The 22458-nt window shown below is 72.2% G+C and carries 23 protein-coding genes; 9 read left to right on the top strand and 14 right to left on the bottom strand.

Features of this window, described 5'->3' with window-relative positions; all coding sequences use genetic code 11:
* Nucleotides 1-105: 105 nt before the first annotated feature.
* Nucleotides 106-786, top strand: a complete 681-nt coding sequence (locus OHS70_RS20615) for a hypothetical protein (RefSeq protein ID WP_328399267.1) — start codon at nt 106-108, stop codon at nt 784-786.
* Between the two features lie 14 nt (nt 787-800).
* Here the strand turns inward: OHS70_RS20615 and OHS70_RS20610 are convergent, their stop codons facing one another.
* From OHS70_RS20610 to OHS70_RS20595, 4 genes are all read right to left on the bottom strand, one after another.
* Nucleotides 801-1535, bottom strand: coding sequence for a hypothetical protein (locus OHS70_RS20610; protein WP_328399266.1), 735 nt, complete (start codon nt 1533-1535; stop codon nt 801-803).
* Between the two features lie 17 nt (nt 1536-1552).
* On the bottom strand, nt 1553-2014 hold the full coding sequence (locus OHS70_RS20605; RefSeq protein ID WP_328399265.1) for a hypothetical protein: 462 nt from the start codon (nt 2012-2014) through the stop codon (nt 1553-1555).
* The gene (locus OHS70_RS20600) at nt 2011-2874 is read right to left on the bottom strand and encodes an alpha/beta fold hydrolase (protein ID WP_328405783.1); all 864 of its coding nucleotides are present in this window, start codon (nt 2872-2874) and stop codon (nt 2011-2013) included. The genes OHS70_RS20605 and OHS70_RS20600 overlap by 4 nt, the downstream gene beginning before the upstream one ends.
* A gap of 502 nt (nt 2875-3376) precedes the next feature.
* The gene (locus OHS70_RS20595) at nt 3377-4069 is read right to left on the bottom strand and encodes a metal-dependent transcriptional regulator (protein WP_328399264.1); all 693 of its coding nucleotides are present in this window, start codon (nt 4067-4069) and stop codon (nt 3377-3379) included.
* 243 nt (nt 4070-4312) lie between these two features.
* Between OHS70_RS20595 and OHS70_RS20590 the strand changes: the two genes are divergently transcribed.
* Nucleotides 4313-5068, top strand: a complete 756-nt coding sequence (locus OHS70_RS20590) for an SIS domain-containing protein (RefSeq protein WP_328399263.1) — start codon at nt 4313-4315, stop codon at nt 5066-5068.
* Between the two features lie 267 nt (nt 5069-5335).
* Here the strand turns inward: OHS70_RS20590 and OHS70_RS20585 are convergent, their stop codons facing one another.
* Nucleotides 5336-6709 (bottom strand): PAS domain-containing protein, encoded by a 1374-nt coding sequence (locus OHS70_RS20585; protein ID WP_328399262.1) that lies wholly within the window; start codon nt 6707-6709, stop codon nt 5336-5338.
* Between the two features lie 269 nt (nt 6710-6978).
* Between OHS70_RS20585 and OHS70_RS20580 the strand changes: the two genes are divergently transcribed.
* Complete coding sequence (locus OHS70_RS20580; protein WP_328399261.1) at nt 6979-8409, top strand: hypothetical protein; 1431 nt, start codon at nt 6979-6981, stop codon at nt 8407-8409.
* Between the two features lie 302 nt (nt 8410-8711).
* Here OHS70_RS20580 and OHS70_RS20575 read toward each other — a convergent pair whose 3' ends face one another.
* The 3 genes from OHS70_RS20575 to OHS70_RS20565 are packed head-to-tail and all read right to left on the bottom strand — an operon-like array spanning nt 8712 to nt 11349.
* On the bottom strand, nt 8712-9542 hold the full coding sequence (locus tag OHS70_RS20575) for an ABC transporter permease (RefSeq protein WP_328399260.1): 831 nt from the start codon (nt 9540-9542) through the stop codon (nt 8712-8714).
* Nucleotides 9539-10552: an ABC transporter ATP-binding protein gene (locus OHS70_RS20570; RefSeq protein ID WP_328399259.1), complete on the bottom strand. Its 1014-nt coding sequence runs from the start codon at nt 10550-10552 to the stop codon at nt 9539-9541. The genes OHS70_RS20575 and OHS70_RS20570 overlap by 4 nt, the downstream gene beginning before the upstream one ends.
* A complete protein-coding gene (locus OHS70_RS20565) occupies nt 10552-11349 on the bottom strand; it encodes an ABC transporter permease (RefSeq protein WP_328399258.1) in 798 nt (265 codons plus the stop codon). Before OHS70_RS20565 ends, OHS70_RS20570 begins: the two co-directional genes overlap by 1 nt.
* A gap of 137 nt (nt 11350-11486) precedes the next feature.
* Between OHS70_RS20565 and OHS70_RS20560 the strand changes: the two genes are divergently transcribed.
* From OHS70_RS20560 to OHS70_RS20540, 5 genes are all read left to right on the top strand, one after another.
* A complete protein-coding gene (locus OHS70_RS20560; protein WP_328399257.1) occupies nt 11487-12359 on the top strand; it encodes a winged helix-turn-helix transcriptional regulator in 873 nt (290 codons plus the stop codon).
* Nucleotides 12360-12503: 144 nt separating this feature from the next.
* A complete protein-coding gene (locus OHS70_RS20555; protein WP_328399256.1) occupies nt 12504-13226 on the top strand; it encodes a response regulator transcription factor in 723 nt (240 codons plus the stop codon).
* Nucleotides 13223-14752 carry a sensor histidine kinase gene (locus tag OHS70_RS20550; protein WP_328399255.1) on the top strand — a complete coding sequence of 510 codons (1530 nt, stop codon included), beginning with the start codon at nt 13223-13225 and terminating at the stop codon, nt 14750-14752. Before OHS70_RS20555 ends, OHS70_RS20550 begins: the two co-directional genes overlap by 4 nt.
* 139 nt (nt 14753-14891) lie before the next feature.
* Entirely contained in the window at nt 14892-15290 is a 399-nt protein-coding gene (locus OHS70_RS20545) for a hypothetical protein (RefSeq protein WP_328399254.1), read from the top strand.
* A 47-nt stretch (nt 15291-15337) separates the two neighbouring features.
* A complete protein-coding gene (locus tag OHS70_RS20540; RefSeq protein WP_328399253.1) occupies nt 15338-15532 on the top strand; it encodes a hypothetical protein in 195 nt (64 codons plus the stop codon).
* Nucleotides 15533-16065: 533 nt separating this feature from the next.
* On the opposite strand, the gene pdxH is transcribed toward OHS70_RS20540, so the two are convergent.
* The gene (pdxH, locus tag OHS70_RS20535; protein ID WP_328405781.1) at nt 16066-16710 is read right to left on the bottom strand and encodes a pyridoxamine 5'-phosphate oxidase; all 645 of its coding nucleotides are present in this window, start codon (nt 16708-16710) and stop codon (nt 16066-16068) included.
* Nucleotides 16711-17113: 403 nt separating this feature from the next.
* Between pdxH and OHS70_RS20530 the strand changes: the two genes are divergently transcribed.
* The gene (locus tag OHS70_RS20530) at nt 17114-18223 is read left to right on the top strand and encodes a citrate synthase 2 (RefSeq protein WP_328399252.1); all 1110 of its coding nucleotides are present in this window, start codon (nt 17114-17116) and stop codon (nt 18221-18223) included.
* A gap of 63 nt (nt 18224-18286) precedes the next feature.
* Here OHS70_RS20530 and OHS70_RS20525 read toward each other — a convergent pair whose 3' ends face one another.
* Genes OHS70_RS20525 through OHS70_RS20505 form a run of 5 tightly spaced genes read right to left on the bottom strand, consistent with a single transcriptional unit; the run spans nt 18287 to nt 22447 of the window.
* A complete protein-coding gene (locus OHS70_RS20525; protein ID WP_328399251.1) occupies nt 18287-18916 on the bottom strand; it encodes a hypothetical protein in 630 nt (209 codons plus the stop codon).
* Nucleotide 18917: 1 nt separating this feature from the next.
* Nucleotides 18918-19508: a hypothetical protein gene (locus OHS70_RS20520; protein ID WP_328399250.1), complete on the bottom strand. Its 591-nt coding sequence runs from the start codon at nt 19506-19508 to the stop codon at nt 18918-18920.
* Nucleotides 19501-20100 (bottom strand): TetR/AcrR family transcriptional regulator, encoded by a 600-nt coding sequence (locus OHS70_RS20515; RefSeq protein ID WP_328399249.1) that lies wholly within the window; start codon nt 20098-20100, stop codon nt 19501-19503. Before OHS70_RS20515 ends, OHS70_RS20520 begins: the two co-directional genes overlap by 8 nt.
* The gene (locus OHS70_RS20510) at nt 20088-20828 is read right to left on the bottom strand and encodes an enoyl-CoA hydratase family protein (protein WP_328399248.1); all 741 of its coding nucleotides are present in this window, start codon (nt 20826-20828) and stop codon (nt 20088-20090) included. Before OHS70_RS20510 ends, OHS70_RS20515 begins: the two co-directional genes overlap by 13 nt.
* On the bottom strand, nt 20825-22447 hold the full coding sequence (locus OHS70_RS20505; RefSeq protein WP_328399247.1) for a 4-coumarate--CoA ligase family protein: 1623 nt from the start codon (nt 22445-22447) through the stop codon (nt 20825-20827). The genes OHS70_RS20510 and OHS70_RS20505 overlap by 4 nt, the downstream gene beginning before the upstream one ends.
* Nucleotides 22448-22458: the final 11 nt, after the last annotated feature.

Below are 22458 nucleotides of genomic sequence, written 5' to 3'. Positions count from 1 at the left end.
CCGATGCCGCCCCAGCCGCACCCGGGGCCCGGCTGGGGCGGGCTGCCGCCGGCACCCCCGCCACCACCCCAGCCACCACGGAAGAAGAACAGGACGGTCCTGACCGTGGCCGTCGCGCTGGGATCGGCCGTGGCCGTCCTCGCGGTCGCGTGGTTCGGGAACAACGTCGACCTGCGGTCGGACCGGCGCGGCGGATCGAGGAGCAGCGACAGCGCGAGCGGCCGGGGCGCGGACAGCAGCGGGGACAAGAGCAAGGACGGCTTCCCGGAAGCGAAGTACCGGCTCACGGTCCCCCGCACCCTGCTCGGCGGCAAGTACGAGCTGGCCGAGGACAAGTCGGCCGAGCAGCGCCCCGAGATGGCGGGCATGAGCGAGGCCAACATCCGCAACCCCCAGCCGGCGGTGGCGCACTGGCTCTCGGAGTCCGACGGTGGCGTGCTGGCCGTCTCGGGTCTCTACGGCAGCATCAAGGACCCCGACGAGGCACGTGACGCGATCCTGAGGGGCGCAGCCGGGGCGAAGGGGGCCGCGCAGGTCGTGGCCCCTCGGAACGCCACCCCGGCCGGTTCGGATGTGACGATCACCTGCCAGGTGCTGACGGGCAAACAACAGGACGGCAGCGCCATGACGTTCCCGATGTGTGCCTGGGCCGACGACAACACGAACGGGTCGGTCGCCATGGTCACCCCGGCGACGGCGGCCCAGTCGCCGCAGGACGTCGACATGGATGTGGTGGCGGAGACGACGGTCAAGGTGCGCGAGGAGATGCGCAAGCCGGTCGGCTGACAGGGCGGGCGGGGCTACAGGTTCCAGTCGGCGGGCAGATCGTCCCCGCACAGGGCGCAGACGAACCAGCCCTCACGCACCACGTTCACCTCGCCGCACCCTGGGCAGCGCCTGAAGAGCACCTCGTGCGTGAACCCGTCGGGCCGCCCGAGCCCCGCCCGGTCGAGGGCGGCGGCGACGGCGGCCCAGGAGTCGAGGTCGGGGCAGTACCCGGTCGACTGGTTGCTGATCTCGTCGACCTCCCAGGCCCCGCCCGCACGCCGGAAGGCGACCTCCCCGGCCCCGAGCACCTGCCCGCGCCCGGCACAGGCGACATGCTCACTGCGCCGCGGGGCCAGCCACAGCAGTCCCTGCACGTCGACCACATAGGTGAACGGCTCGGCGAGATCGGCTTGTTCCTGCTCCGAGACCCACGCCTCGAATTCCGCGGCGCTGCCCACCGCCCGTCCGCCCTCCGCTCCCCGCGCGGCACGCCAGATCTCACGAGGCCCGACATATCCGTAACTGCGCGGGCCGTCGGCCAGGATGACGACCCGGTCGCGCAGCTCCTCCACGCCCGCTCCGGAGAGCTGCACCTTCGCGGAGTACGGCGGAGGGATCTGATCGACCCGCCGCCCGTAGCAGTTGATCCAGTCCACCGTGAACCGCCCGGCCTCGTACCGCTGCCCGACCCGCACGAGCCCGCCGACACAGCGCACGACACACTCGACGACACCGGGCGCAACGGGCTCGGCGGTGTGGATCTGCAACGCTCCCCGGCCGCCGGTCACTTCGCCCCGCCTGCCCTGCTCCCGGACATGATCTCCGCCGGGAATCCCGCTCGCCTCAGGGCCCCGGCCAGGATCTCCGCATCGACCTGGGTCCCCTGGACACCCGATGCGCGCAGCGCGTCCGCCCTCTGCCTCGCCTCGGCGAGGGAGCCGCCGTACACCTCCCGCACGCATTTCAGCAGCCGCGCCCCTCGGCCTCCGGACCCCGCGGCGACCCGGACGGTCGACCATCCGTACGCCGCGATGAGCGCGTCCCGGACAACGGGCGGCGGATCATCGGAGCCGCAGTTGATCCATCCGCTTCCGCAGTCCTCGCAGGTGGCTTCCACGTGCCAGTGTCGCCGGCCGCCGTGGAGCGCCTCCCCGACGGCGCAGTGCATGCCTGCCCCGCACTCCTCGCACGTACGGCTCAGGCTCGGGTCGTCGAAGGCGAAGGACTTCGTCCCGCCTGCTGTCACGGTGTCAGGACCCCGTCCAGGAAGGGCTCGATCGCCGTGCGCCAGCCGTCCGGGCGGTCGTAGTGGACCAGGTGGCCCGCGTCCACCACCTCGCCGTACTCGCCGCGGGGCAGGACCCGGACCATCTCCTGGGCCTCCGCGCGCCCCAGTTCGCCGTCCAGGCCGCGGACCACCAGCGTCGGGCACCGGACCTGCGCCAGTTCCTCCCAGTGGGCGTCGTGGACCCAGGTCTCGCGGGACGTGAGCATCTGGCGGCGCGAGAACACCGGGCGCCAGCCGTCCGCGCTCTCCGCCATGACCTCCGCGAAGAACTCGCCGCGCGCCGGGTTCGGGCGCTCCACCCAGGGATCGTCCTCGCCGAACCACTTGCGCACATCGGCCAGCGTCGCGAACGGCAGCGGCCAGGAGCGGAACCAGTCCTCCCACTCTCGCTGCGACGCCGCCCCCAGGGCGGACGCGCGCATGTCGCAGATGATCAGGGCCTGGACCAGGTCCGGTCGCTTCGCCGCCAGCTGCCAGGCGGTCAGCGCGCCCATCGAGTGGCCGATCAACGTCACCGGGGCGAGACCCAGTTGGTCGACCGCGGCCTCCGCGTCCGCCACATACGCCTCGCGGGTGAAGGGGCCGCCGGCCGGCTTGTCGCTGCGGCCGTGCCCCCGCTGGTCGAGCGCGACCGCCCGATGCCGCTCGGCGAGCCACCGCGCCGTGGAGGCCCAGTGCGCAGCACGACCCATCAGGCCGTGGAGCAGTAACACCCCGGGGGCACGGTCACTGTCGCCGCGCCCCTTGGGCGGGTCCGCGAACTCCCAGGCAGCCAGGCGTACGCCGTGGGCTCCGGTCACATCGATGCGCCGCACCATCTGGCCTGGCACCCCCTTCTCTCCCCCGGGTCGGGTTGACACCTGTCGAGTCCTGCCGAGCATCGCCAGACTATCGAACTTGTATTCGAAAACAGGGCTCTGGCGCGCAACACCCCTCGTTCGAGTGACCATGCTCAGGGATTGACTCCCGCCGCCGAGGGGAGATCTTCTGCGGGAGGCGGGCCGCTCGGGGAAAACGGTCCGAGGGGATTGACCCTGAGAGCTCGGGGCTCCGGGTCAGCACAGGGGAGGACAGGTCCCGGCGCCTTCGGGCGCCGGGACCCCTTTGGTTCCAGGTGTGCCGGTGATTCCAGGGCCGGCGGCCATGGGCACGCAAGGCGTACGACGGGCGCATCACCCAGATCCCCTCCCCAGGTCGTGGGTCATATGCCTCAGCCAGCCTGGCATGCGATCCGCCCGGCCGCTGCCATTCCGGACGGAATACGGCCACGGGCCGCCGCTGCCCTCGGGCGCGGAGCCCGCCGGCGCCGTCCTCGCCGTCCTACCGCTTGGCCACGAAGACGTGCGACGCCACTTCCGCGTCCAGCTCCGCCGCCTCGCCACCGCTGCCCACGAGCACCCCGCCCGCGGACTCCGTCACACTCACCACCGAGCCGGGCTGCACACCCGCCCGCCGCAGGGTGTACATCAGCTGGGCATCCGTCTGGATCGGCTCGCCGATCCGGCGCACGATGACCGTCTTGCCGTCCGCGCCCGGGTCCAGCTCGGCCAGCGAGACCATGCTGTCGTCCAGGAAGGGGTCGGCCTCCGCCTTCTCTCCCAGCTCCTCCAGGCCCGGGATCGGGTTCCCGTACGGAGACTCGGTCGGATGGCGCAGCAGCTCCAGCACCCGCCGCTCCACCGCCTCGCTCATCACGTGCTCCCAGCGGCAGGCCTCAGCATGGACCTGCTCCCACTCCAGCCCGATCACGTCGACCAGCAGACACTCCGCCAGGCGGTGCTTGCGCATCACTCGCGTCGCCAGCCGCCGGCCCTCCTCGGTGAGCTCGAGGTGCCGGTCGCCCGCGACCGTGACGAGACCGTCGCGCTCCATCCGCGCCACGGTCTGGCTGACCGTCGGGCCGCTCTGGTCGAGCCGCTCCGCGATGCGGGCCCGCATGGGCACCACACTCTCCTCTTCCAGCTCGAGGATGGTGCGGAGATACATCTCCGTCGTGTCGATCAGTCCGGACATACGTGCCCCTCGATGCTGTGACATGAAAACGGTCGTGCGCTCGTCCCGGCTCAATTCTTACGCATCCCGCCGACAACCGTGCCGTGCGAGGGGAACCCAGTACAGCAGCCTTGTGTTGCGGGCTCGTAAGGCAGGCCCGCACAACGCGGTCCGTATTGACAGGGCAATGGTCCAGACCGCACCGTGATCCGCGACACGGGTACTCCCGGTGTCGTCCTCCCCTCCTGTGGAAAGGGCTCGGCGATGAGCGAGAGCAAGCTGGCCGGTCAGTTCTTCGACGCCGCCATCGGCCTGCTGCAGCGCGTACGCGACGAGGAGTCCGAGAACATCGCCGCCGCCGGCACGGCCGTCGCCGAGGCCGTCGCCGCGGGCGGCCGCCTGTTCGCGTTCGGTGCCGGACACTCCTCCCTCGCCGCACAGGACGTCGTCTACCGGGCCGGCGGCCTGGCCCTGATGAACCTGCTCGCCGTCCCGGGTGTCGTCGGCGTCGACGTCATGCCGGCCACGCTCGGCTCGGCACTCGAGCGCGTGGACGGGCTCGCCGGCGCGGTGCTCGACTCCAGCCCGGCCGGTGAGGGTGACGTACTCGTGATCATCTCCCTCTCGGGCCGTAACGCCCTGCCGGTGGAGATGGCCATGAACGCCCGCGCGCTCGGGCTGACGGTGATCGGCGTGACCTCGGTGGCGTACGCCGAGGAGACCAGTTCACGCCATGCCTCCAACTCGTTCCTGAAGGACCACTGCGACATCGTCCTGGACTCCAAGATCGCCGTCGGCGACGCGGAGCTCACGCACGAGGGCATCGCGGCGCCGTTCGCGCCCGCGTCCACCGTCGTCACCAGCGCGCTGATGCAGGCGACCATGGCGGCGGCGGCCGAACAGCTGGTGGCGCGCGGCATCGAACCCCCGCTGCTGCGCTCGGGGAACGTGGACGGCGGCCACGAGTGGAACGGCCGTGTGATGACGGAGTACCGGGACCGGATCTTCTTCCGCCACTGACCGCCCCGGCGACGGGCGGACGGCCGGCGTGGTCCGGTGCCGCGGCGACGACCGTGCCGCCGGCCCCGCACGGACGGCAGCCGCCGGGTGCCGGCGCGCTCTTCCCAGCTCCGCTCGGACGGGGGCCGGCCGGCGAGGCCGCCGCGGCCCCGGGGCGTCGACCCGGACGTCTGCGCAGCATCGCGGCGCAGCCGTCGGCCGGCAGGTGCGCGGACCCGTCCTTCCGCGGGCCCGTCCCGGGGACCGGCAGGCCGGAGGCCCGGGGGCTCAGCCCCCGGCGCCCTGCCCCGTGACCTGCGCCAGATCCAGCGACGCCGCCGCCAGCGCCGCGACGCTCTCCGCATACACCGCGTCCTGACGCTCGAACGCCGGCCGGCCCGGCCCGCGAAGGAACGTCAGCACACCCAGCGTCCGCCCCCGGCTGCGCAGCACCGTGCACAGCGCGTGCGCCGCATCCGACGGCCACTGCCGCTGCGCCGCCCACTCACCTGCCGCGGCCGCACCGGCGCTCGCCCGCACCGAGCCGCACCGCTCCACCGACTGGAACGCCGGATGGCCCGGCGGGTACCGCACCGGAAGCCCGCCGCCCGCGACCGGCGCGCACGGTCCGGGCGCCCCCGCGGGCGTCGCCGCCGCGCGCACCAGACGCTCCCCCTCCGCCTCCGCCAGATCGATCAGCGCATGGTCGGCGAAGCCGGGCAGCGAGAAGTCCAGATACGCGGTCGCCGCCTCCACCGGGTCCTCGCACTCCGCGGCCGCCCGTCCCGCCCGGTGCAGCTGACTCGACCGGAACCGCATCCGGTCCGCCTCCTGTTCGGCCAGCTTCGCCTCGGTCACGTCGTGGAACAGCCACCCCACGCCCAGCGGTACGGGCTCCTCCGCGAGCGGCGAAGCCAGCCGGAGGAACCCGCTGCGCCAGCAGCGCCGCTGCTGCTCGCCCCCGGCGGTGGCGACGGTCACCCACAGCTCGACGAGCCCGCGCGGCGCGCCTTCGGCGAGTACGTGATGGAGCGCGCCCTCCAGTTCCTCCACGCCCTGGACGACGACCTCCCCGAGCGGCCGGCCCAGCGCGGAGCTGCGCCCGGCGCCGAGCGCCCGCGCCGCATGGGCGTTGACGACGGCGGGCCGCAGGTCCACATCGACCAGGACGACACCCCACGACGCGTCGTCGAACAGGGCCTCGCTCAGCGCGATGGAGCGCTCCAGATCGATCTGGGCGTGCACTTCGCTGAACGCGCAGTACACCCCGGCCGGCCTGCCGTCCGCGCCGACCACCCGCGCCGACTGCGTCCGCACGAGCACCCGCCCGCCGTCCTTGCGCAGCAGCGCGAACTCGTGCACCTGTCGTCCCGGTGCCTCCATCGCGGCCATCAGCCGCCGCTGGACCTCCCCGGCGTCCGCCCTGCGCACGGCCCAGCCGGAGAACCCGTGCCGCCCGACCGCCTCTTCGGCTGACCACCCGAGGATCCGCTCCGCCTCGCGGTTCCAGTGGGTGATGGTTCCGCCCGCGTCCAGGGCACAGAGCGCGGCATCCATCCCGTCCAGCAGGGCGGCCAGCAGGTCCGCCCCCGGCGGCCCGCCCCTCCCCGGTTCGCCGGCGCCGGCGGCGGCATCGGTGGTCTTGTGTCTGGAAGCAGTCATCCTGGACCCCCTGCAGGACGCGTCCGCGAGTACCGGTGCACGTCAGATCATTCAACTGGAACGTGACACAGGACACATACAGTTCGGGGAAATCCCTGCCCGCCGAAATTCCGGCCATGCCTGGGCCTTTGTTCCGGATCAGGCCGAAACAGGCCGGAACAGTGAGCGGGGTCCCGGTGCGGGGGCTGCCTCCCGCACCGAAGGCCGCGGGGGGAGCCAGGGCACGCGAGCCCGGCATCATCCGGAAAAGAGGCTCTAGCATGCCCGGCATGCTGATCGACAAGGCGCTGACAGGCCTGGCACGCAACCCCGCACTCCCCGAGCACCTGCTGCGGCGACTGCTGGACCACCAGGAGGCGTGCGGCGAGGCCGCGCGTCGGCGCACCGATCTGACCGAGGAACTCACGGACGGGATCCTCGCGTTCGGCGACGACTGGCGCGCCCTGTCGCTCGCCTGCAACCCGGAGCTGCCGCCGGCGGTCCGGCGCACCCTGGCCGGCCACGCCGACGACATGGTGCGCAGCGCCCTCGCCTCCCGCGCCCCCGGTCTGTCCGGCGATGTGTTCGCCGCGCTCGCCGAGGACCCGTCCGCCAAGGTCCGCACGGACGTCGCGCGGAACGGCGACACCCCGCCCGCGATCCGCGCCCGCCTCGCCGACGACCCCGACCCCGCCGTGCGCATCGAGCTCGCCCAGTGGTGGGTCGAGGCGCCGGAGGACGTGCGGCGCACACTGCTGACGGACGAGGACCCGAAGGTCCGGGCGGCCGCCTGCTCGACGTACTTCCGCCGCACCCCGCACCCCGTTCCGCCCGCCGACCTGCACGCCGCCCTGCTCGCCGACCCGGTGACCAGGGCGGGAGCGGTCCGGCATGTGGTCCTGGACGAGGCTCTGGCGAAGGAGTTGGCCGAGGACCCGGACGACGACGTACGCGCCGCCTTCGCCGCCCACCCCGACCTGCCGGCCGGCCTTCGCGACGCGCTCGCCCAGGACGCGTCGCCGCTGGTCCGTGCCGAGATCTTCGTGCGCGAGGACACTCCGGAGGAGCACCGAGCGTCCATCCACCAGGAGTTGACGGACGGCGCAGACCGCGGCGACGCCGCGTTCGCCGTCACCGAGGAGGATCTTCTCTGCCAACTCGCCCTGACCGGGCTCACGTTCCGGGACATCCCCTGGATACGGGCCGACCCGCTCCCGCATGTCGATTCCCCGTACGCCTGCTTCCGCCGCTCGGCAGCGGCCGGCCGCGACCTGCCCGCCGAGGCCGTCGACCGTCTCCTGGAGGACGAGGACAACAGCGTCCGCCACACCATGGCGGCCCATGCCCCGGCCCTCTCCCCGGAGGCCGCCGAGCGTGTGGAGCGCCGGCACCAGCGCAGCAAGGTCCGCGGCCGCCCCGCCGACCACACCACCTTCCCGCCCGAGACCCTGCGCCGCTTCGCCACCGACGCCGACCCCCGGATCCGTGCCCTGGCCCCCCGCGACCCGGACCTGCCCGCCGCGCTCGCCGCCCGCCTGGCCGCCGACGACGACCACCTGGTCCGCCGCGAGGTCGCGCCGCACCCCAACCTGCCGGTCGCGGCCCTCAGAGCCCTGCTGGCGGACGGGGACGAGGAGGAGTCCGTGGTGACTGCGGCGGCGAGCTCCCCTGCGCTGCCGGTCGAGGCGATGGAGGAGCTGCTGGCCCAGGCCGGCCTGTGAGGCGGCGGCGCGGCCACCTCCCGCACCACCCGTCCCGAAAATAGGGTTGAGCATCCCCGGAGAGGCTCCTAGTGTGGGCCGCACGCCGAAAGGAGGTGATCCGGAAGTGATTTCTTACCGGACCAGCGAGGTGACTGCGGGCTAGGGCCTGCCGTCGCACTCTGTGCACCTCGGCAGGCCGTCTGCCGAAACCAAGCAGTCACCCGACCCGTGGGCCGCCGGTAAGTCCGGCCGGCTTCCTCCGTCCCGTACGGCAGGAACCAAAGGCCCACGGGTCGTCTGCGTTCCCGGCCCCGGCACCCTCACGCCAGGCTCAGCTTCCCCGTCCGCTGTGCCCGCGCCTCCCCCGCCTTCAGGATCACCGCCGCCGCGGCCAGCAGCAGTGCGCTCAGCGCGCCGAGGGCCGCCAGGGTCGGGCCCAGGTCGGCGGCCGTCCGCCCTTCCAGCAGTGCGCCGCGGACCGCGAGCAGGCTGCCCGTCAGCGGGAAGACCGCGCCCACGATCTGGATCGCCGCCGGCAGGGCGAAGTTCGGGAGGCGGACACCGGAGACGAACCAGAGGGGCTCGTCGAGGATCGTGTAGAGGAACGCCGAGTCGCGGGAGAAGACCAGCAGGCTGTTGAGGAACGCTCCCCACGCGACCGCGGGGATCAGCAGCGCCAGCAGCACCACCCCGCACATCCACCAGGCCGCGACCGACAGCGCGCCGAAGCCGGTGAGGGCCACGATCGTGAAGCAGGTCAGCAGCCAGGCGTTCTGGAGCAGGGCGCCGGCGCCGTTGGCGATCATGAGGGTCAGACGGCCCGCCGGGGAGAGAAAGAGGAGTTCCAGGGTGCCGGTGCTGCGCTCGAAGGAGAAGTGCCAGGCGGACTGGACGAGCGAGAAGAAGAAGGCGTAGGCGAGCGTGCCGGTGGCGAGGAAGGCGAGCAGCCGGTCGGGATCGGCGGCCGTCGGCCAGTTGTCCGCGGCGGGGGACGCGGTCGCGACCGGGCGCAGCGTGTAGTAGGTGGTGGCGAGCTGGAGGACCGGCCAGACCAGCATGGAGAAGACGACCAGAGGCTGGCCGAAGAGTCTGCGGTGCTGCTTCAGCGCTTCGGCGGCGAAGACGCGCAGGGCGTGGCTCGGGCGGCTCATACCGAGGCCGCCTCGGCGGGGGCCAGGCCCGCGTCCGTGCGGCCCTCGTGCGTGCGGTCGGCGAGCTTGAGTACGGCGTCCTCGAGGCTCGCTTCGGCGATGTCGAGACCGCCGATGGAGCCGCCCGCCTCGACGAGCGCCGCGGCGAGCGGGCCGGCGATGTCGTCGGGGTGGCGCAGGGTGATCACCTCACTGCCGTCGGGGCGGGGTTCACGGGTGGCGCCGAAGGAGTCGGCGACGGCGGCGACGCGTTCGCCGGGGTTGGTGACCGTGATGCGTACGGTGCGGTGGCTGCCGGTCGCCGCCTTGAGCTCGGCAGGGCTGCCCTCGGCCAGGTTGCGGCCGTCGGAGATCACGTACACATGGCCGCAGAGCTCCTCCACCTCGGCAAGGTAGTGGGAGGTCAGCAGGACGCCGGTGCCGTCGGCGGCGAGGCGGGCGACGACGCGGCGCAGGTCGCGCGCGATGGGGGCGTCGAGGCCGAGGGTCGGCTCGTCGAGGAGCAGGTGGTCGGGCTCGTTGATCAGTCCGCGGGCGATGGCGAGACGCTGTGTCATGCCCCGCGAGTAGCGCTCGACCATGGTGTCGGCGGCGTCGGACAGGCCGACCAGGGCGAGGAGTTCGTGGATGCGGCGGCGCAGGTCCGGCTTGGGCACGTCGTAGAGCTGGCCGAAGTACCAGAGGTTCTCGCGGCCGGTCATACGGGTGTAGACCATGCGCTCGCCGCCGGCGATGAGGTTGATGCGGCGGCGTACGGCGCGGGCGTCGGTGACGGTGTCGAGGCCGTCGACAGTGACGGTGCCCGAGGTGGGGCGCAGCAGAGTGGCGATGGTCTTGATGGTGGTGGTCTTGCCGGCGCCGTTGAGGCCGAGGAGTCCGGTGATACGGCCCGGGGGGATGTCGAGGTCGAGTCCGTCGACGGCGGTCTTGAGCGTGCGGGGGCCGAAGATGCCCTTGTCGCGTACGGGGAAGTCCTTGCGCAGGGCGCGGACCTGGATCCCGGTGGTCATCAGTAGGTCCTCTCGACAGCTCGGGCTTCGGCACGTGGCAGGTACGCCAGGCCGAGGAGCAGGTAGGCGGCGGTGAGCGCGGCGCAGATCGCGAGCCGCGGGGCCAGTTCGGCGAAGGAGTGTCCGCCGGTGAGTGATCCGTGCAGCACGTCCATGGCGGCGGTGGTGGGGAAGGCTTCGGCGAGCCACTGGGCCGGGGCGGGCAGGTAGTCGCGGGGGAAGGTGAAGCCGCACAGCAGCCCGAGCACGATGAAGACGGTGTTCTGGGAGATGTGCGCCTCGCCCGCGGCGATCATCAGCCCACCGAGTCCGACGGACAGCGCGAAGACCGCGCAGACGAGGGCGAGTGCGCCGGCGACTGCGCCGAGTGGTGAGGCGACCGGGACGGCGATGCCGAGCAGGGCGAGAACGACGCCGAGGGTGAGGAATTCGACGAGGCTGCTGAGAACGGCGAAGGCCGTGAAGCCGAGCAGGTAGGGCAGCCGTCCGGCGGGGGCGATGAGCAGGGCGGCGAGGGTGCCCTGGCGCTGTTCGGTGATGAGTGCCTTGGCCGACCAGAGGATGAGGCGGACGGCGAACTGGAAGGCGGTCGCACCGACGGCGAGGTAGGCGAGGTAGGAGGCGGCGCCGGTGCCGAAGTCGTCGCCGACCTCTCCGTCCCCGATGGCGTGGAAGCCGAGGTACGCGAGCGAGATGGTGAGCGCGGCGGGCAGCACTGTGCCCACGGCGTAGGTCCATGGATAGGCACGTCTGGTCATCTGCCAGGTGCGCCATGCGGTGGCCCGGGCTGTGGGCACGACCTCTCCCCCTTGAGATCCGAGACAAGCTTGAGATCCGACGACGAGTGAGTTCCTATTAGGAACTCAGTGAGTTTCTATCGGAAACTCACCCCATGGCGCAAGATGGTGCCTGCAATGCCAGGGAGGAGCGGACGATGGCGAGAGCAGTACCGGAGCGCGACGCCGCCTGCGCCGTCGCGCAGGCGGCAGCGGTGGTCGGCGACTGGTGGAGCCTGCTGCTCGTACGGGAGACGGCCCGCGGCCGGCACCGCTTCGACGAGCTCCAGCACGAGCTGGACATCTCCCGCAAGGTGCTCACCGAGCGCCTCGCGCACCTGGTCGACAGCGGCATCCTGGAGAAGGTCCCGTACCAGCGGGGCCCGGTGCGCCACGAGTACCGGCTGACCACCGCCGGCCGCGCGCTGCTCCCCGTACTGGTGTCCCTGCAGGACTGGGCCGACCGCTGGCTCCTCGGCGACGGCACGCTCACCGCCTCGGCCGACGATCACAGCGCCGAGGCACGGCGGATGACCGGGCTGCCCGGCACCCGGCTGCCGCGGATCACGCTGCCCGCGCACACCGGCGACGGCCTGGACCCCGTCGATGCGGACGCGGCGGCGACCGTGCTGTTCTGCTACCCGGCCACGGGGCGGCCGAGCCCACTGCCGGACGGCTGGTCCGACATCCCGGGCGCCGCCGGCTGCACCCTCGAGAACCGCCTGTTCGCCGACGCCTACGACGACTTCAGGGCCGCCGGCGTCGCCGTCCGCGGGGTCAGCACGCAGCGCCCCGACGAGCAGCGGGCCTTCGCGGCGGCGGAGGAGATCCCCTTCCCGCTGCTGTCCGACATGGACGCACGCCTGTCCGCGGCGCTGCGGCTGCCCACCTTCCGGGCGGGCCAGGCCCTGCGGCTCAAGCGCGCGGTGCTGGTCGTCGACCGGGAACGCACGGTGCGCCATGTGCAGTTCCCGGTGACGGACATCCCGGCGGCGGTGGGCACCTCACTCGACCTCGCGCGACGGCTCTAGCGCCACGGCTCTGACGGCTCTGGGCTCCACGGGAGAGATGCCGCATCCTCAGGTCTCACACAGGTTCCACAGCTGTCCGGTGCACTGTCGGTGGACGCCGTGGAACGGACGGGTCCGCCGGGCCCGCGGGCAGGGGAGGTTCGAGTGGGCGGGACATCGCGCCAGGGGCGGGTGCTGGTGGTCGACGACGACGCGGCGATCCGCCGGTCGCTGGAGCGCGGGCTGCGGCTGAACGGTTTCGCGGTGGAGCTCGCCGACGGAGGACGGGCCGCGCTGCACCGTGCCAGGAACGACCCGCCCGATGTGATCGTGCTGGACATATCGATGCCCGACCTCACCGGCATCGAGGTGTGCGGGGCGCTGCGCGGCGACGGCAACGAGGTGCCCGTACTGATGCTGTCCGCCCTGGACGAGACCTCGGACCGGATAGCGGGTCTCCAGGCCGGAGGCGACGACTATCTGGTCAAGCCGTTCGCCCTTCAGGAGCTGGTGCTCAGGCTCCAGGCGCTGCTGCGCAGGCGCCCGCCCGCCGACGGCGGCCGGGTGCGGATCGGGCCGCTCGTGATGGACCCTGCCGCCCGCGAGGCGCGGGTGGACGGTGCCCTGCTCCCGCTGACCCGGCGCGAGTTCGAGCTCCTGGACGTGCTGGTACGCAACACCGGCCTGGTGCTCACGCGTGATCAGCTGCTGGACCGCGTATGGGGATACGACTTCGACGTCCGTACCGGTGTCGTCGACACGTTCGTGAGCTATCTTCGCCGCAAGCTGGAAGCCGGTGGACGGCCACGGCTGATCCACACGGTCCGCGGGGTCGGCTTCGTCCTGCGCGACGACAGCGCCTCCGCCGGCAGTCGGGAGGCGCGGTGAAGCTTTCCACCCGGATCGCGCTGGCGGTGGGCGTGGCCGTTGTGCTGCTGGTGCTCGGTTCCGGCTGGCTGCTGATACGGCTGGTGGCGGCCGGTCTCCACGACCAGCAGGACCGGCTTCTGCGTGACCGCGCCGCCACGGTCGCCAGGGACGCCCGCGGCCTGCTGCAGGCAGCGGCGGCCGACCGGCCACCCGCCGTTGAACGTGCCCGCGAGCGCCGCCTGTACAACTCCGCGCTCGACGTCGGTATCCGGCTGATCGGCCCCGAGGGGACGGCGTCCGGCGGGCCGCAGCCGAAGGCGGACGTACCGCTGCCCCGCAGCGCCCCTGAACCTGTCACCGTGCGGGACGGCAACACGAGCTGGCGGGCCATGTCCATACAGGTCACCGGTCCGCGGCAGGGCGTCGACGGCACCTTGTGGCTGTTCTCGCCGGACACGACGAGCGAGGCACAGCTGGGACTCGTACGCGCCCGGGTACTCACCGTCGCCGGGCTGACCGCGCCCCTGGCCGCACTGCTCGCCGGAGCCGTGGCCACTCGCGCGAGCCGGCCACTGCGGCGCCTGCAGCAGCGCACCAGCGGCCTGGACCCACGGGCCACCACGACCCGGCTCGATCACAGCCCGACCCGGGTCACCGAGGTCGACGACCTGGCCCACACCCTGCAGACCGTACTGGCCCGCTACGACGAGCAGGCCGCCCGCACGGCCGAGACGCTGGCCACGGCACGGTCCTTCTCGGCGGCCGCGTCGCACGAACTCCGCACCCCGCTGATGAGCATGCAGACGAACCTGGAGCTCCTCACCGACCATCCCGGACTGGACGGGCCGGAGCGGGAAGAGATCCTGGACGATCTCCGGCACGAACACAGGCGCCTGCTGGGCCTGCTGGTCATGCTGCGGGAACTGGGCCGTGGCGACCTGGTCGAAGCCGACGCGTTCGGACCGGTGGACCTGGCAGAGGTCGCCGAGGCCTCGGTCGCGGATCTACGGCGCAGTCACCCGGGAGCGAGGATCAGCGTGACCGGCGAGCAGTTCCTCCCGGTGCACGGCTGGGAGCCGGGACTGCGCACCGTCCTCGACAACCTGCTGGCCAACGCCGTTCTCCACGGCTGCCGCGGGTCGGAGCCCGCTCGGGTCGATCTCGTCCTGCGGACGGCTCCGGAGCCACAGGGCGCGACGGCGGTCCTCACGGTGGACGACCACGGGCCGGGTATACCGGCCCGCTCCCGCGACGCCGTGTTCGAGCGCTTCCACCGCAGGCCCGGCAGCCCCGGCTCCGGCCTCGGCCTCACCCTGGTCGCCCAGCAAGTGGCGCTGCACCGTGGCCAAGTACGGGTGCTGGACCGGCCCGGCGGCACCGGTACCCGCTTCGAGGTCCGCCTGCCGGCGCAAGGACGTGACGGGAAGGCCGTCACGCTGCCGCTGCGCCGGGACTGGATGGCCGGGACAGCCGCAGGAGTCGCCGCTGCGCCCCCTGACCACCCGCCGACGACGTACCCGGAATACGGCGGAAGCAGGCAGTGAAGCCGTCAACGGGGTGTCCGGCCCGTGTCGACGCCGCCTGCCCGTACCGGTCGGCACGGCCACAGAGTTTCCACAAAGACGGCTCCTAGCGTTCCGACCGGAACGGCAACCCCGCCGGAACCGGCATGGAGGAACAGTCATGTTGACATTCAGGAACGCCGTCGTCGCCCTTGCAGCCTGCGGTTCTCTGCTCGCCGCCGGCGGCAGCGCCGCGGCCGACGACGGCACGCCCGCACCCGGCACCACCCGCAGCGGCGACGGCGCCAAGAAGCTGTGCAAGCGCCTGCCGAAGATCGAAAAGCGCATCGAGAACGCGCTGGAGCGCATGAACGGCGATGCGGCCACGCGTGGTTCGATCGCCCGCCTCGAGAAGCGCGTGGCCGCGGCCGAGTCCGCCGGCCACACGGAGATCGAGACCTTCCTCCGCAACCGGCTCACCGCCCGCACGTCGCACGTCACCACGCTTGAGCAGCGTCAGAAGGACCTGGCCAAGGTCAAGACCTGGTGCCGGGCCAACGGCGACGGGGCCAAGGGCTGATGCGGGCAACGGCCCGGCCTCGCTCCGTCGGCCGCGCGGCGGCGGCTGTGGCCGTCGCACTCCTGGTCGCCGGATGCGGTCAGGACACCGGACCGGCGACCGGTGACAGCGCGCCGGTCCCGAGCGGTTCCGCACCGGCGGCCGTCGCGCCCACCGAGCCGGCCGCCGAGATGGAAAAGCTGCTGAACGACGCCGAATCGGCGGCGCACGCCGCCGAAACCGACATCGCGGCAGACGACTGAGACAGGCTGAAGAGGCAGGACGTGCGGGTCGGCACTCGCCGCGCAGCACCGCCCCACCTGTCGCCCCCGAGTGCGGGCCCCTCCCCGAGGAACCGCGCACCGCCCTGTGGCCCCGGAGCCATGTGCCTCGGCTCCGGGGATCCACTCGGTGCTCGCCGCAGTCCGTACGAGAGACGTCCCACTCGGCCCTGCCCTGTCCGGGCGATCTTCGAGGATCAGCCTGCGGCGTCGGATGCATGGGGCCTCCCCAGGACCACCAAGCCGAGACATGGGGCCTCCCCAGGCCCACCAGGGCCGAGACATGGGGCCTCCCCAGGCCCACCAGGGCCGAGGGGACGCATCGCAAGCCGGTGGGGGTACCGCCCGGCCGGAGGCCGGAGGAGATCGCCCTCGTACCGGACGCACTCGGGCGACTCCGACAACACAGCGAGGTGCCGTAGCCGGGGGTACCTCCTGGAGGTCCCCCCGGACGGAGTCCTGGGGGAGAAGCTCTGGGGGAGCGTCGCAGCCCCGACAAGATCGCCCGGACAGGGCTATGGCGCCAGACGCTCCACGGTCCAGCCGCCCTTGCCCGGCTCGGCGTCCGCGTCGGTACGCACGTACCGCAGACGGTCGTGCAGCCGGTTCTCGTGCCCCTGCCAGAACTCCACCGCGTCCGGTACGACCCGGACACCGCCCCACTGCGGCGGCACGGGCACCTGCTCGCCCTCCGGGTAGCGGGCCGCCAGCTCCTCGTAGCGCCGCAGCAGCTCCTCGCGCGAGGCGATCACCGAGGACTGCTCGCTGGCCCAGGCGCCCAACTGGGAGCCGTGCGGGCGGGTGCGGAAGTACGCGACCGTCTCATCGCGGCCGATCCGGGACGCGGTTCCGGTGACGATGATCTGGCGGGCCAGCGGGTGCCAGGGGAAGAGCAGCGAGACATACGGGTTGGCGTCGATCTCCCGGCCCTTGCGCGAGACGTAGTTGGTGAAGAACACGAAGCCACGCTCGTCGTACTGCTTGAGCAGGACGGTCCGGGTCGACGGGCGCCCGTCGGGGCCGGCCGTGGCGACGACCATGGCATTGGGCTCCATCAGGGCCGCGGCGGCGGCCTCGGCGAACCAGCGGGCGAACTGGTCCATGGGTCCCTCGGCCAGTGCGGACTCGTCGAGCGGCGTCGAGCGGTACTGCTCACGCATGACGGCGGGATCCGGTACGACGAGGTCGGTCGCGGCGGGGTCCGGTACGGCGAGACCGGAGACGGTCACGTCGGCGGGGCCCCGCGATCCCGGGGCGGCGGCCGGATCCGGCTCGGACGATTGCGGTGCGGCGTCATCGGTCACAAGAACATCCTGCCGCAGGGGTCGAGTTTGCCCGGCACGGAGTGCCGTCAATCCTCCTGGACCGAAATGGGGCAGTGTGCCGGATGTCACGCTTCCCCGCATCATCAGCACCCGCCAAAATCTTGCGTCGGGTCACTGTGGCCTCCCTACAGCAGGGGATATCGTGCCTGCTCCCGACGGTTGGGTGATCCCCGGCCGTACGGGGAATCACCGGGGTGACCGGCCCGCTTCTGTCGTACACGCCTTGAGGAGCCGCCTGATGTCCGACTTCGTACCTGGACTCGAAGGAGTCGTCGCGTTCGAGACGGAGATCGCCGAACCCGACAGGGAGGGCGGCTCGCTGCGCTATCGGGGTGTCGACATCGAGGAACTGGTGGGGCACGTCTCCTTCGGCAACGTGTGGGGCCTGCTGGTGGACGGCGCGTTCAACCCCGGACTGCCGCCCGCCGAGCCGTTCCCGATCCCCGTGCACTCCGGCGACATCCGGGTCGACGTGCAGTCGGCGCTCGCGATGCTGGCCCCCGTCTGGGGTCTGAAACCGCTCCTGGACATCGACGAGGCGCAGGCCCGTGACGACCTGGCGCGCGCAGCCGTGATGGCGCTGTCGTACGTGGCGCAGAGTGCGCGCGGCCAGGGTCTGCCGATGGTCCCGCAGAAGGAGATCGACAAGGCCCAGTCCGTCGTCGAGCGCTTCATGATCCGCTGGCGCGGCGAGCCGGACCCCAAGCACGTCAAGGCCGTCGACGCCTACTGGACCTCGGCCGCCGAGCACGGCATGAACGCCTCGACCTTCACCGCCCGCGTCATCGCCTCCACGGGCGCCGACGTGGCCGCCGCGCTCTCGGGTGCCGTGGGCGCGATGTCGGGGCCGCTGCACGGTGGTGCGCCCTCCCGTGTGCTCGGCATGATCGAGGAGATCGAGCGCACGGGTGACGCGACCGCGTATGTGAAGCGTGCCCTGGACAAGGGCGAGCGCCTGATGGGCTTCGGCCACCGCGTCTACCGCGCCGAGGACCCGCGCGCCCGCGTGCTGCGCCGTACGGCGAAGGAGCTGGGCGCGCCCCGGTACGAGATCGCGGAGGCGCTGGAGAAGGCCGCGCTGGAGGAGCTGCACAACCGCCGCCCGGACCGGGTCCTGGCGACGAACGTGGAGTTCTGGGCGGCGATCATGCTGGACTTCGCCGAGGTCCCGGCGCACATGTTCACGTCGATGTTCACCTGTGCCCGTACGGCGGGCTGGTCGGCGCACATCCTGGAGCAGAAGCGCACGGGCCGTCTGGTGCGTCCGTCCGCGCGGTACGTGGGCCCCGGCGGGCGCAGCCCGCGTGAGATCGCGGGCTTCGAGGACATCGGGGACCTGGCGGGCTGACCCGCCGGTGACAGTGGGGGCGGCGCGGACGCGCCGCCCCCACCGCCGTGTCTGCTGCCGGGGTCAGAGCTTGCCCCACACCACGACGGTGCGGTGGCCGCCCAGTACCGTGCCGAGCTCGGCCACGAACTCCTGGCGGAACTCCGGCCAGTTCCAGAACTGAAGGCCCAGGTGGCCGAAGGCGTAGTAGTCGTGCGACCAGGTCCAGTCGATGATCGGGATGTCGACGCCGCAGTGCCGGCACTCCACGCTCGCCTCGCCCATGGCGCTCCAGGCGTCCATGGCCCGGGAGAAGGACTCCCACTCCTCGTCCAGAGGTTCGCCGCCCTCGTCGGCCGGTGTGTCGTCGTCCAGCGGGTCGTACCGGTCCGCGTCCCCGGGCCCGAACAGGGTGCGGCCACCGCAGCTGGGGCAGTCGGCCCAGTCGGCGTCGCCCTGACCGCCGAAGAAGACCGTGCGCCCCGTCGTGACGTCCAGCCCGTCCGACGGGTCCCGGTCGGCGTCGTCGGGGGAAGCGGTCCTGGCCCAGTTCGGGCCCGGCGGATGGCCCAGCGGCTTCCCGAGCACACAGTCGGTGCGCTCGGCGCGCACGATGCCCTCGGCCGCCAGCCAGGCGACCGCGCGCGCCGCGAGTGCCGGGGCCTCCTCGGCCGTGGCATCGAGGTCGACGATGGTCTGGAAGTGGTCGCCCATGTCAGAACTTGCCCCCGTGCTGTTCGGTGCGGTGCCCCAGCTGCCTGCCGAACTCGGCGACGAACTCGTCCGTGAGCGGTGGCCACCCCCAGAAGTCGAACGCGAGCGCCCCGAGTTCGAAGCCCCATCCGAACTGCCACTCGGTCACCGGGACCGAGGCGCGGCACGCGGGGCAGTCCACGCTCCCCCGGCCCGTCTCCATCCAGGCGGCGATGCCCTCCCGGAAGGGCTGCCAGACCTCCTCCTTCGGTTCGAACTCCTCCGGATGGTCGATGACGACCGTCCTCGTGTCGCAGCGCGGGCAGATCGCGGCGTCCGCCGTGTCCTCCCCCTGACCCCCGACGTGGTAGTTCCGGCCGACGATCACGGCCACCGGCGCCGGTATGTGATCGCCCCAGTCCTCCGCGGCCCGTGCCCAGTCGGGACCGGGCACGTACCCCTCGTCCACCTGCAGGCTGTACATCGCGTCGCTCGACATCTCGCGCGTGAGCAGGCCCTCGGAGACCATCCAGTCGATCATCCGCTCCGCGAGCGCGGGGGCGTCCTCCTGGGACACCTCGACATCCACGATCCGCTCGTAGAAATCACCCATCGTCCCTCAGCCCCTCCTCGATCAGTGCCGCCCACTGTGTCACCACCCTCTGACGGCGGGCCGCGTCATCGGTGAGGAGGTTGGCGAGCCCGAGGCCGCGCGCCATGTCGAGCAGGCCCTGGACGGTTTCGCGTACGCCCGGCCGCGACTCGTCGGCGTTCAGCAGCCGTACGGCGATCCGGTGGGTCTCACGGCCGACCTTGGCCTCCAGCTCCGTGACCCGCGCGCCCAGCTGCTCCTCGTTCGAGGCGGCGACCCACAGCTGCAGCGCGGCCCGGAACAGCGGTCCGGTGTACAGGTCGACGAGAGCCGCGACCACCGCCGTACGGTCCTTGGTCGGCAGCGTGCGCAGAGCCTGGGAGCGCTCCTCGGAGACGTACTCGACCGCCGCCGTGAACAGGTCCTCCCGCGTGGGGAAGTGGTGCTGCGCCGCGCCGCGCGAGACTCCGGCCCGCTCGGCCACCACCGAGACGGTCGAGCCTGCCCAGCCGACCTCGGCCAGGCAGGCGACCGCCGCCTCCAGCAGCCGCTGCCGGGTGACCCGGCTGCGGTCCTGCTTGGGCTCCTTGGCGGTGGGGCTCACAACACCCATGCGGGGTCCCGTCGTTCGAGGAAGGCCGTCATCCCTTCGCGCGCCTCGGCCGATGCGAAGAGCGAGGCCGACCGCTGGACCAGGTCTTCGGCGTCCCGGTCGAAGGTCTCCAGCACCCTAGCCGCGACGAGCTGCTTCGATGCGGCCAGGCCCTGCGGTGACGCCCTGCGCAGCCCGTCGAGCAGCGGCGCGAGCGCCGCGTCCACGTCCTCACCGTCCGCGGCCAGCGTCAGCAGCCCGGCGCGGACCGCCTCCGCCGCGCCGAAGCGCTCGCCGGTGAGGTAGTAGCGCTCGGCGGCCCGCGGGTCCATACGCGCAAGCAGCGGCAGCGAGATCACCGCCGGGGCCACCCCGATGCGGACCTCGGTGAAGGCGAAGTCCGAACCGGCGGTGGCCGCCGCCATGTCGCAGGCGCCGACCAGACCGAGCCCGCCGGCCCGCACATGACCGGCCACCCGGGCCACGACCGGCTTGGGCAGCGTGACGATCTGCCGCAGCAGAGCGACGAACGTGTACGGGTTGGGCGGGTTGTTCAGGTCCGCCCCGGCGCTGAACGTCGAACCCGAGTGCGTGAGCACCACGGCCCGCACGGAGTCGTCCTTGGAGCAGTCGGCGAGCCGCTCGGCGAGCTCGCCGACCAACTGCGCCGACAGGGCGTTGCGACTGGCCGGCGAGTCGAGTGTCAGGGTGGTGATACCGCGTTCGTGTGCGGTGAGGACCAGCGTCACGTGTTCTCCTTCTCCCCGGCGCTCTGCGCGCGCCGGGTCTCCCGGTCCCTCAGCTCCCGCCGCAGGATCTTTCCCGAGGCGGCGCGCGGGACGCCGCCGATGAACTCGATGCGGCGGATCTTCTTGTACGGGGAGACGCGCTCGGCGACATACGCGAGCACCTCGTCCTCGGTCAGCTCCGTGGCGGACGGCTGCTTGACCACGAACGCCTTCGGGATCTCGTTGCCGTCCTCGTCGTACACACCGATCACCGCCGCGTCCGCGATGGACTCGTGGGTGAGCAGCAGCGCCTCCAGGTCGGCCGGGGCCACCTGGTAGCCCTTGTACTTGATCAGTTCCTTGACCCGGTCGACGACGAACAGCCAGCCGTCCTCGTCGACCCGCCCCACATCACCGGTGTGCACCCAGCCGTCCGCGTCGATCATGTCCGCGGTGGCGTCGGGCCGGCCGAGATAGCCCTTCATCACCTGCGGGCCGCGGATCGCGACCTCGCCCTCGGCGCCCGCGGCGGCGTCCGCCCCGGAGCCGTCGAGGTCGAGGATCCGCATCTCGGTGCCCGGAAGCAGCAGACCCACCGCGCCCGCGGGCGGGTTCGTCGCGGACAGCGGTACGACATGGGTGCCGGGCGACAGCTCGGTCATGCCGTACGCCTGGCGGACGGGCGGCAGACCGAGCCGCTGCGAGCAGGCCTCGCCGAGGCGGGCGTCGAGCGGGGCGGCGGCACTGACGATGTACTCCAGGCAGGAGAGGTCGTACTGGGCGACGGCCGGGTGCTTGGCGAGGGCGAGGACGATCGGCGGGGCGACGTACAGGCCGTTGATCCTGTGTTCCTGTATCGCCGAGAGGAACGTGTCGAGTTCGAACCGCGGCAGCACCACCACCGTGGCTCCGTGACGCAGCGGCGCGTTCATCAGAGCTGTGAGCCCGTAGATGTGGAAGAAGGGCAGAACGGCCAGGATGCGGTCGCCGGGGCCCATCGGTATGAACGGGGACAGCTGCGCCAGATTGGTGGCGATGGAGCGGTGGGTGAGCATCACTCCCTTCGGCACGCCGGTGGTGCCCGACGAGTACGGCAGGGCCGCGACGTCCTCGGACGGGTCGATCGAGACCTCGGGCTCCGGCTCGGTGGACACGAACATGTCGAGGACGCTGACATGCCCGTCGGCCCGGTCGCAGACGAAGATCTCCTTGATGCCCGCGGCGAGTTCGGCGGCCCGGCGGGCGACTTCGAGCAGCGGTGAGACGGTCACGATCCAGCGGGCGGAGGAGTCGCGCAGCTGTTTGGCGAACTCCTCCGCCGTGGCGAGCGGATGGACCGTGGTGACCGAGGCGCCGGCGCGCGTGGCCCCGTAGAACACGGCGGGGTAGGCCACCGTGTTCGGGCTGTGCAACGCCAGCACATCGCCCTTGCGCAGGCCGGCCGCGGCGAACGAGGCGGCGATCCGGCGGTGGAACAGATCCAGCTGGTGGTACGTGACAGTGGTGCCGTTCACCCCGTCGACGAGGGCGACCGTGTCACCGAACTCGGCCGCGCGGCCCAGTACGGCCTCGTGGATGGGCTCGACGACGTCCGGGACATCCGCGTACGTGCTGCGGAACACGCTGCTGTGCTTCACCATGACGGCCCCCT

Source organism: Streptomyces sp. NBC_00390, assembly GCF_036057275.1.
Classification (GTDB): domain Bacteria; phylum Actinomycetota; class Actinomycetes; order Streptomycetales; family Streptomycetaceae; genus Streptomyces.
This window is presented reverse-complemented; position numbering and strand designations above follow the sequence as displayed.

Excerpts from the sequence above, each read along its gene's own strand:
- OHS70_RS20600 (WP_328405783.1), bottom strand. The coding sequence starts at position 2,874 with ATGGTGCGGCGCATCGATGTGACCGGAGCCCACGGCGTACGCCTGGCT.
- OHS70_RS20595 (WP_328399264.1), bottom strand. The coding sequence starts at position 4,069 with ATGTCCGGACTGATCGACACGACGGAGATGTATCTCCGCACCATCCTC.
- OHS70_RS20590 (WP_328399263.1), top strand. The coding sequence starts at position 4,313 with ATGAGCGAGAGCAAGCTGGCCGGTCAGTTCTTCGACGCCGCCATCGGC.
- OHS70_RS20585 (WP_328399262.1), bottom strand. The coding sequence starts at position 6,709 with ATGACTGCTTCCAGACACAAGACCACCGATGCCGCCGCCGGCGCCGGC.
- OHS70_RS20580 (WP_328399261.1), top strand. The coding sequence starts at position 6,979 with ATGCTGATCGACAAGGCGCTGACAGGCCTGGCACGCAACCCCGCACTC.
- OHS70_RS20575 (WP_328399260.1), bottom strand. The coding sequence starts at position 9,542 with ATGAGCCGCCCGAGCCACGCCCTGCGCGTCTTCGCCGCCGAAGCGCTG.
- OHS70_RS20570 (WP_328399259.1), bottom strand. The coding sequence starts at position 10,552 with ATGACCACCGGGATCCAGGTCCGCGCCCTGCGCAAGGACTTCCCCGTA.
- OHS70_RS20560 (WP_328399257.1), top strand. The coding sequence starts at position 11,487 with ATGGCGAGAGCAGTACCGGAGCGCGACGCCGCCTGCGCCGTCGCGCAG.
- OHS70_RS20545 (WP_328399254.1), top strand. The coding sequence starts at position 14,892 with ATGTTGACATTCAGGAACGCCGTCGTCGCCCTTGCAGCCTGCGGTTCT.
- pdxH (WP_328405781.1), bottom strand. The coding sequence starts at position 16,710 with ATGCGTGAGCAGTACCGCTCGACGCCGCTCGACGAGTCCGCACTGGCC.
- OHS70_RS20530 (WP_328399252.1), top strand. The coding sequence starts at position 17,114 with ATGTCCGACTTCGTACCTGGACTCGAAGGAGTCGTCGCGTTCGAGACG.
- OHS70_RS20525 (WP_328399251.1), bottom strand. The coding sequence starts at position 18,916 with ATGGGCGACCACTTCCAGACCATCGTCGACCTCGATGCCACGGCCGAG.
- OHS70_RS20520 (WP_328399250.1), bottom strand. The coding sequence starts at position 19,508 with ATGGGTGATTTCTACGAGCGGATCGTGGATGTCGAGGTGTCCCAGGAG.
- OHS70_RS20515 (WP_328399249.1), bottom strand. The coding sequence starts at position 20,100 with ATGGGTGTTGTGAGCCCCACCGCCAAGGAGCCCAAGCAGGACCGCAGC.
- OHS70_RS20505 (WP_328399247.1), bottom strand. The coding sequence starts at position 22,447 with ATGGTGAAGCACAGCAGCGTGTTCCGCAGCACGTACGCGGATGTCCCG.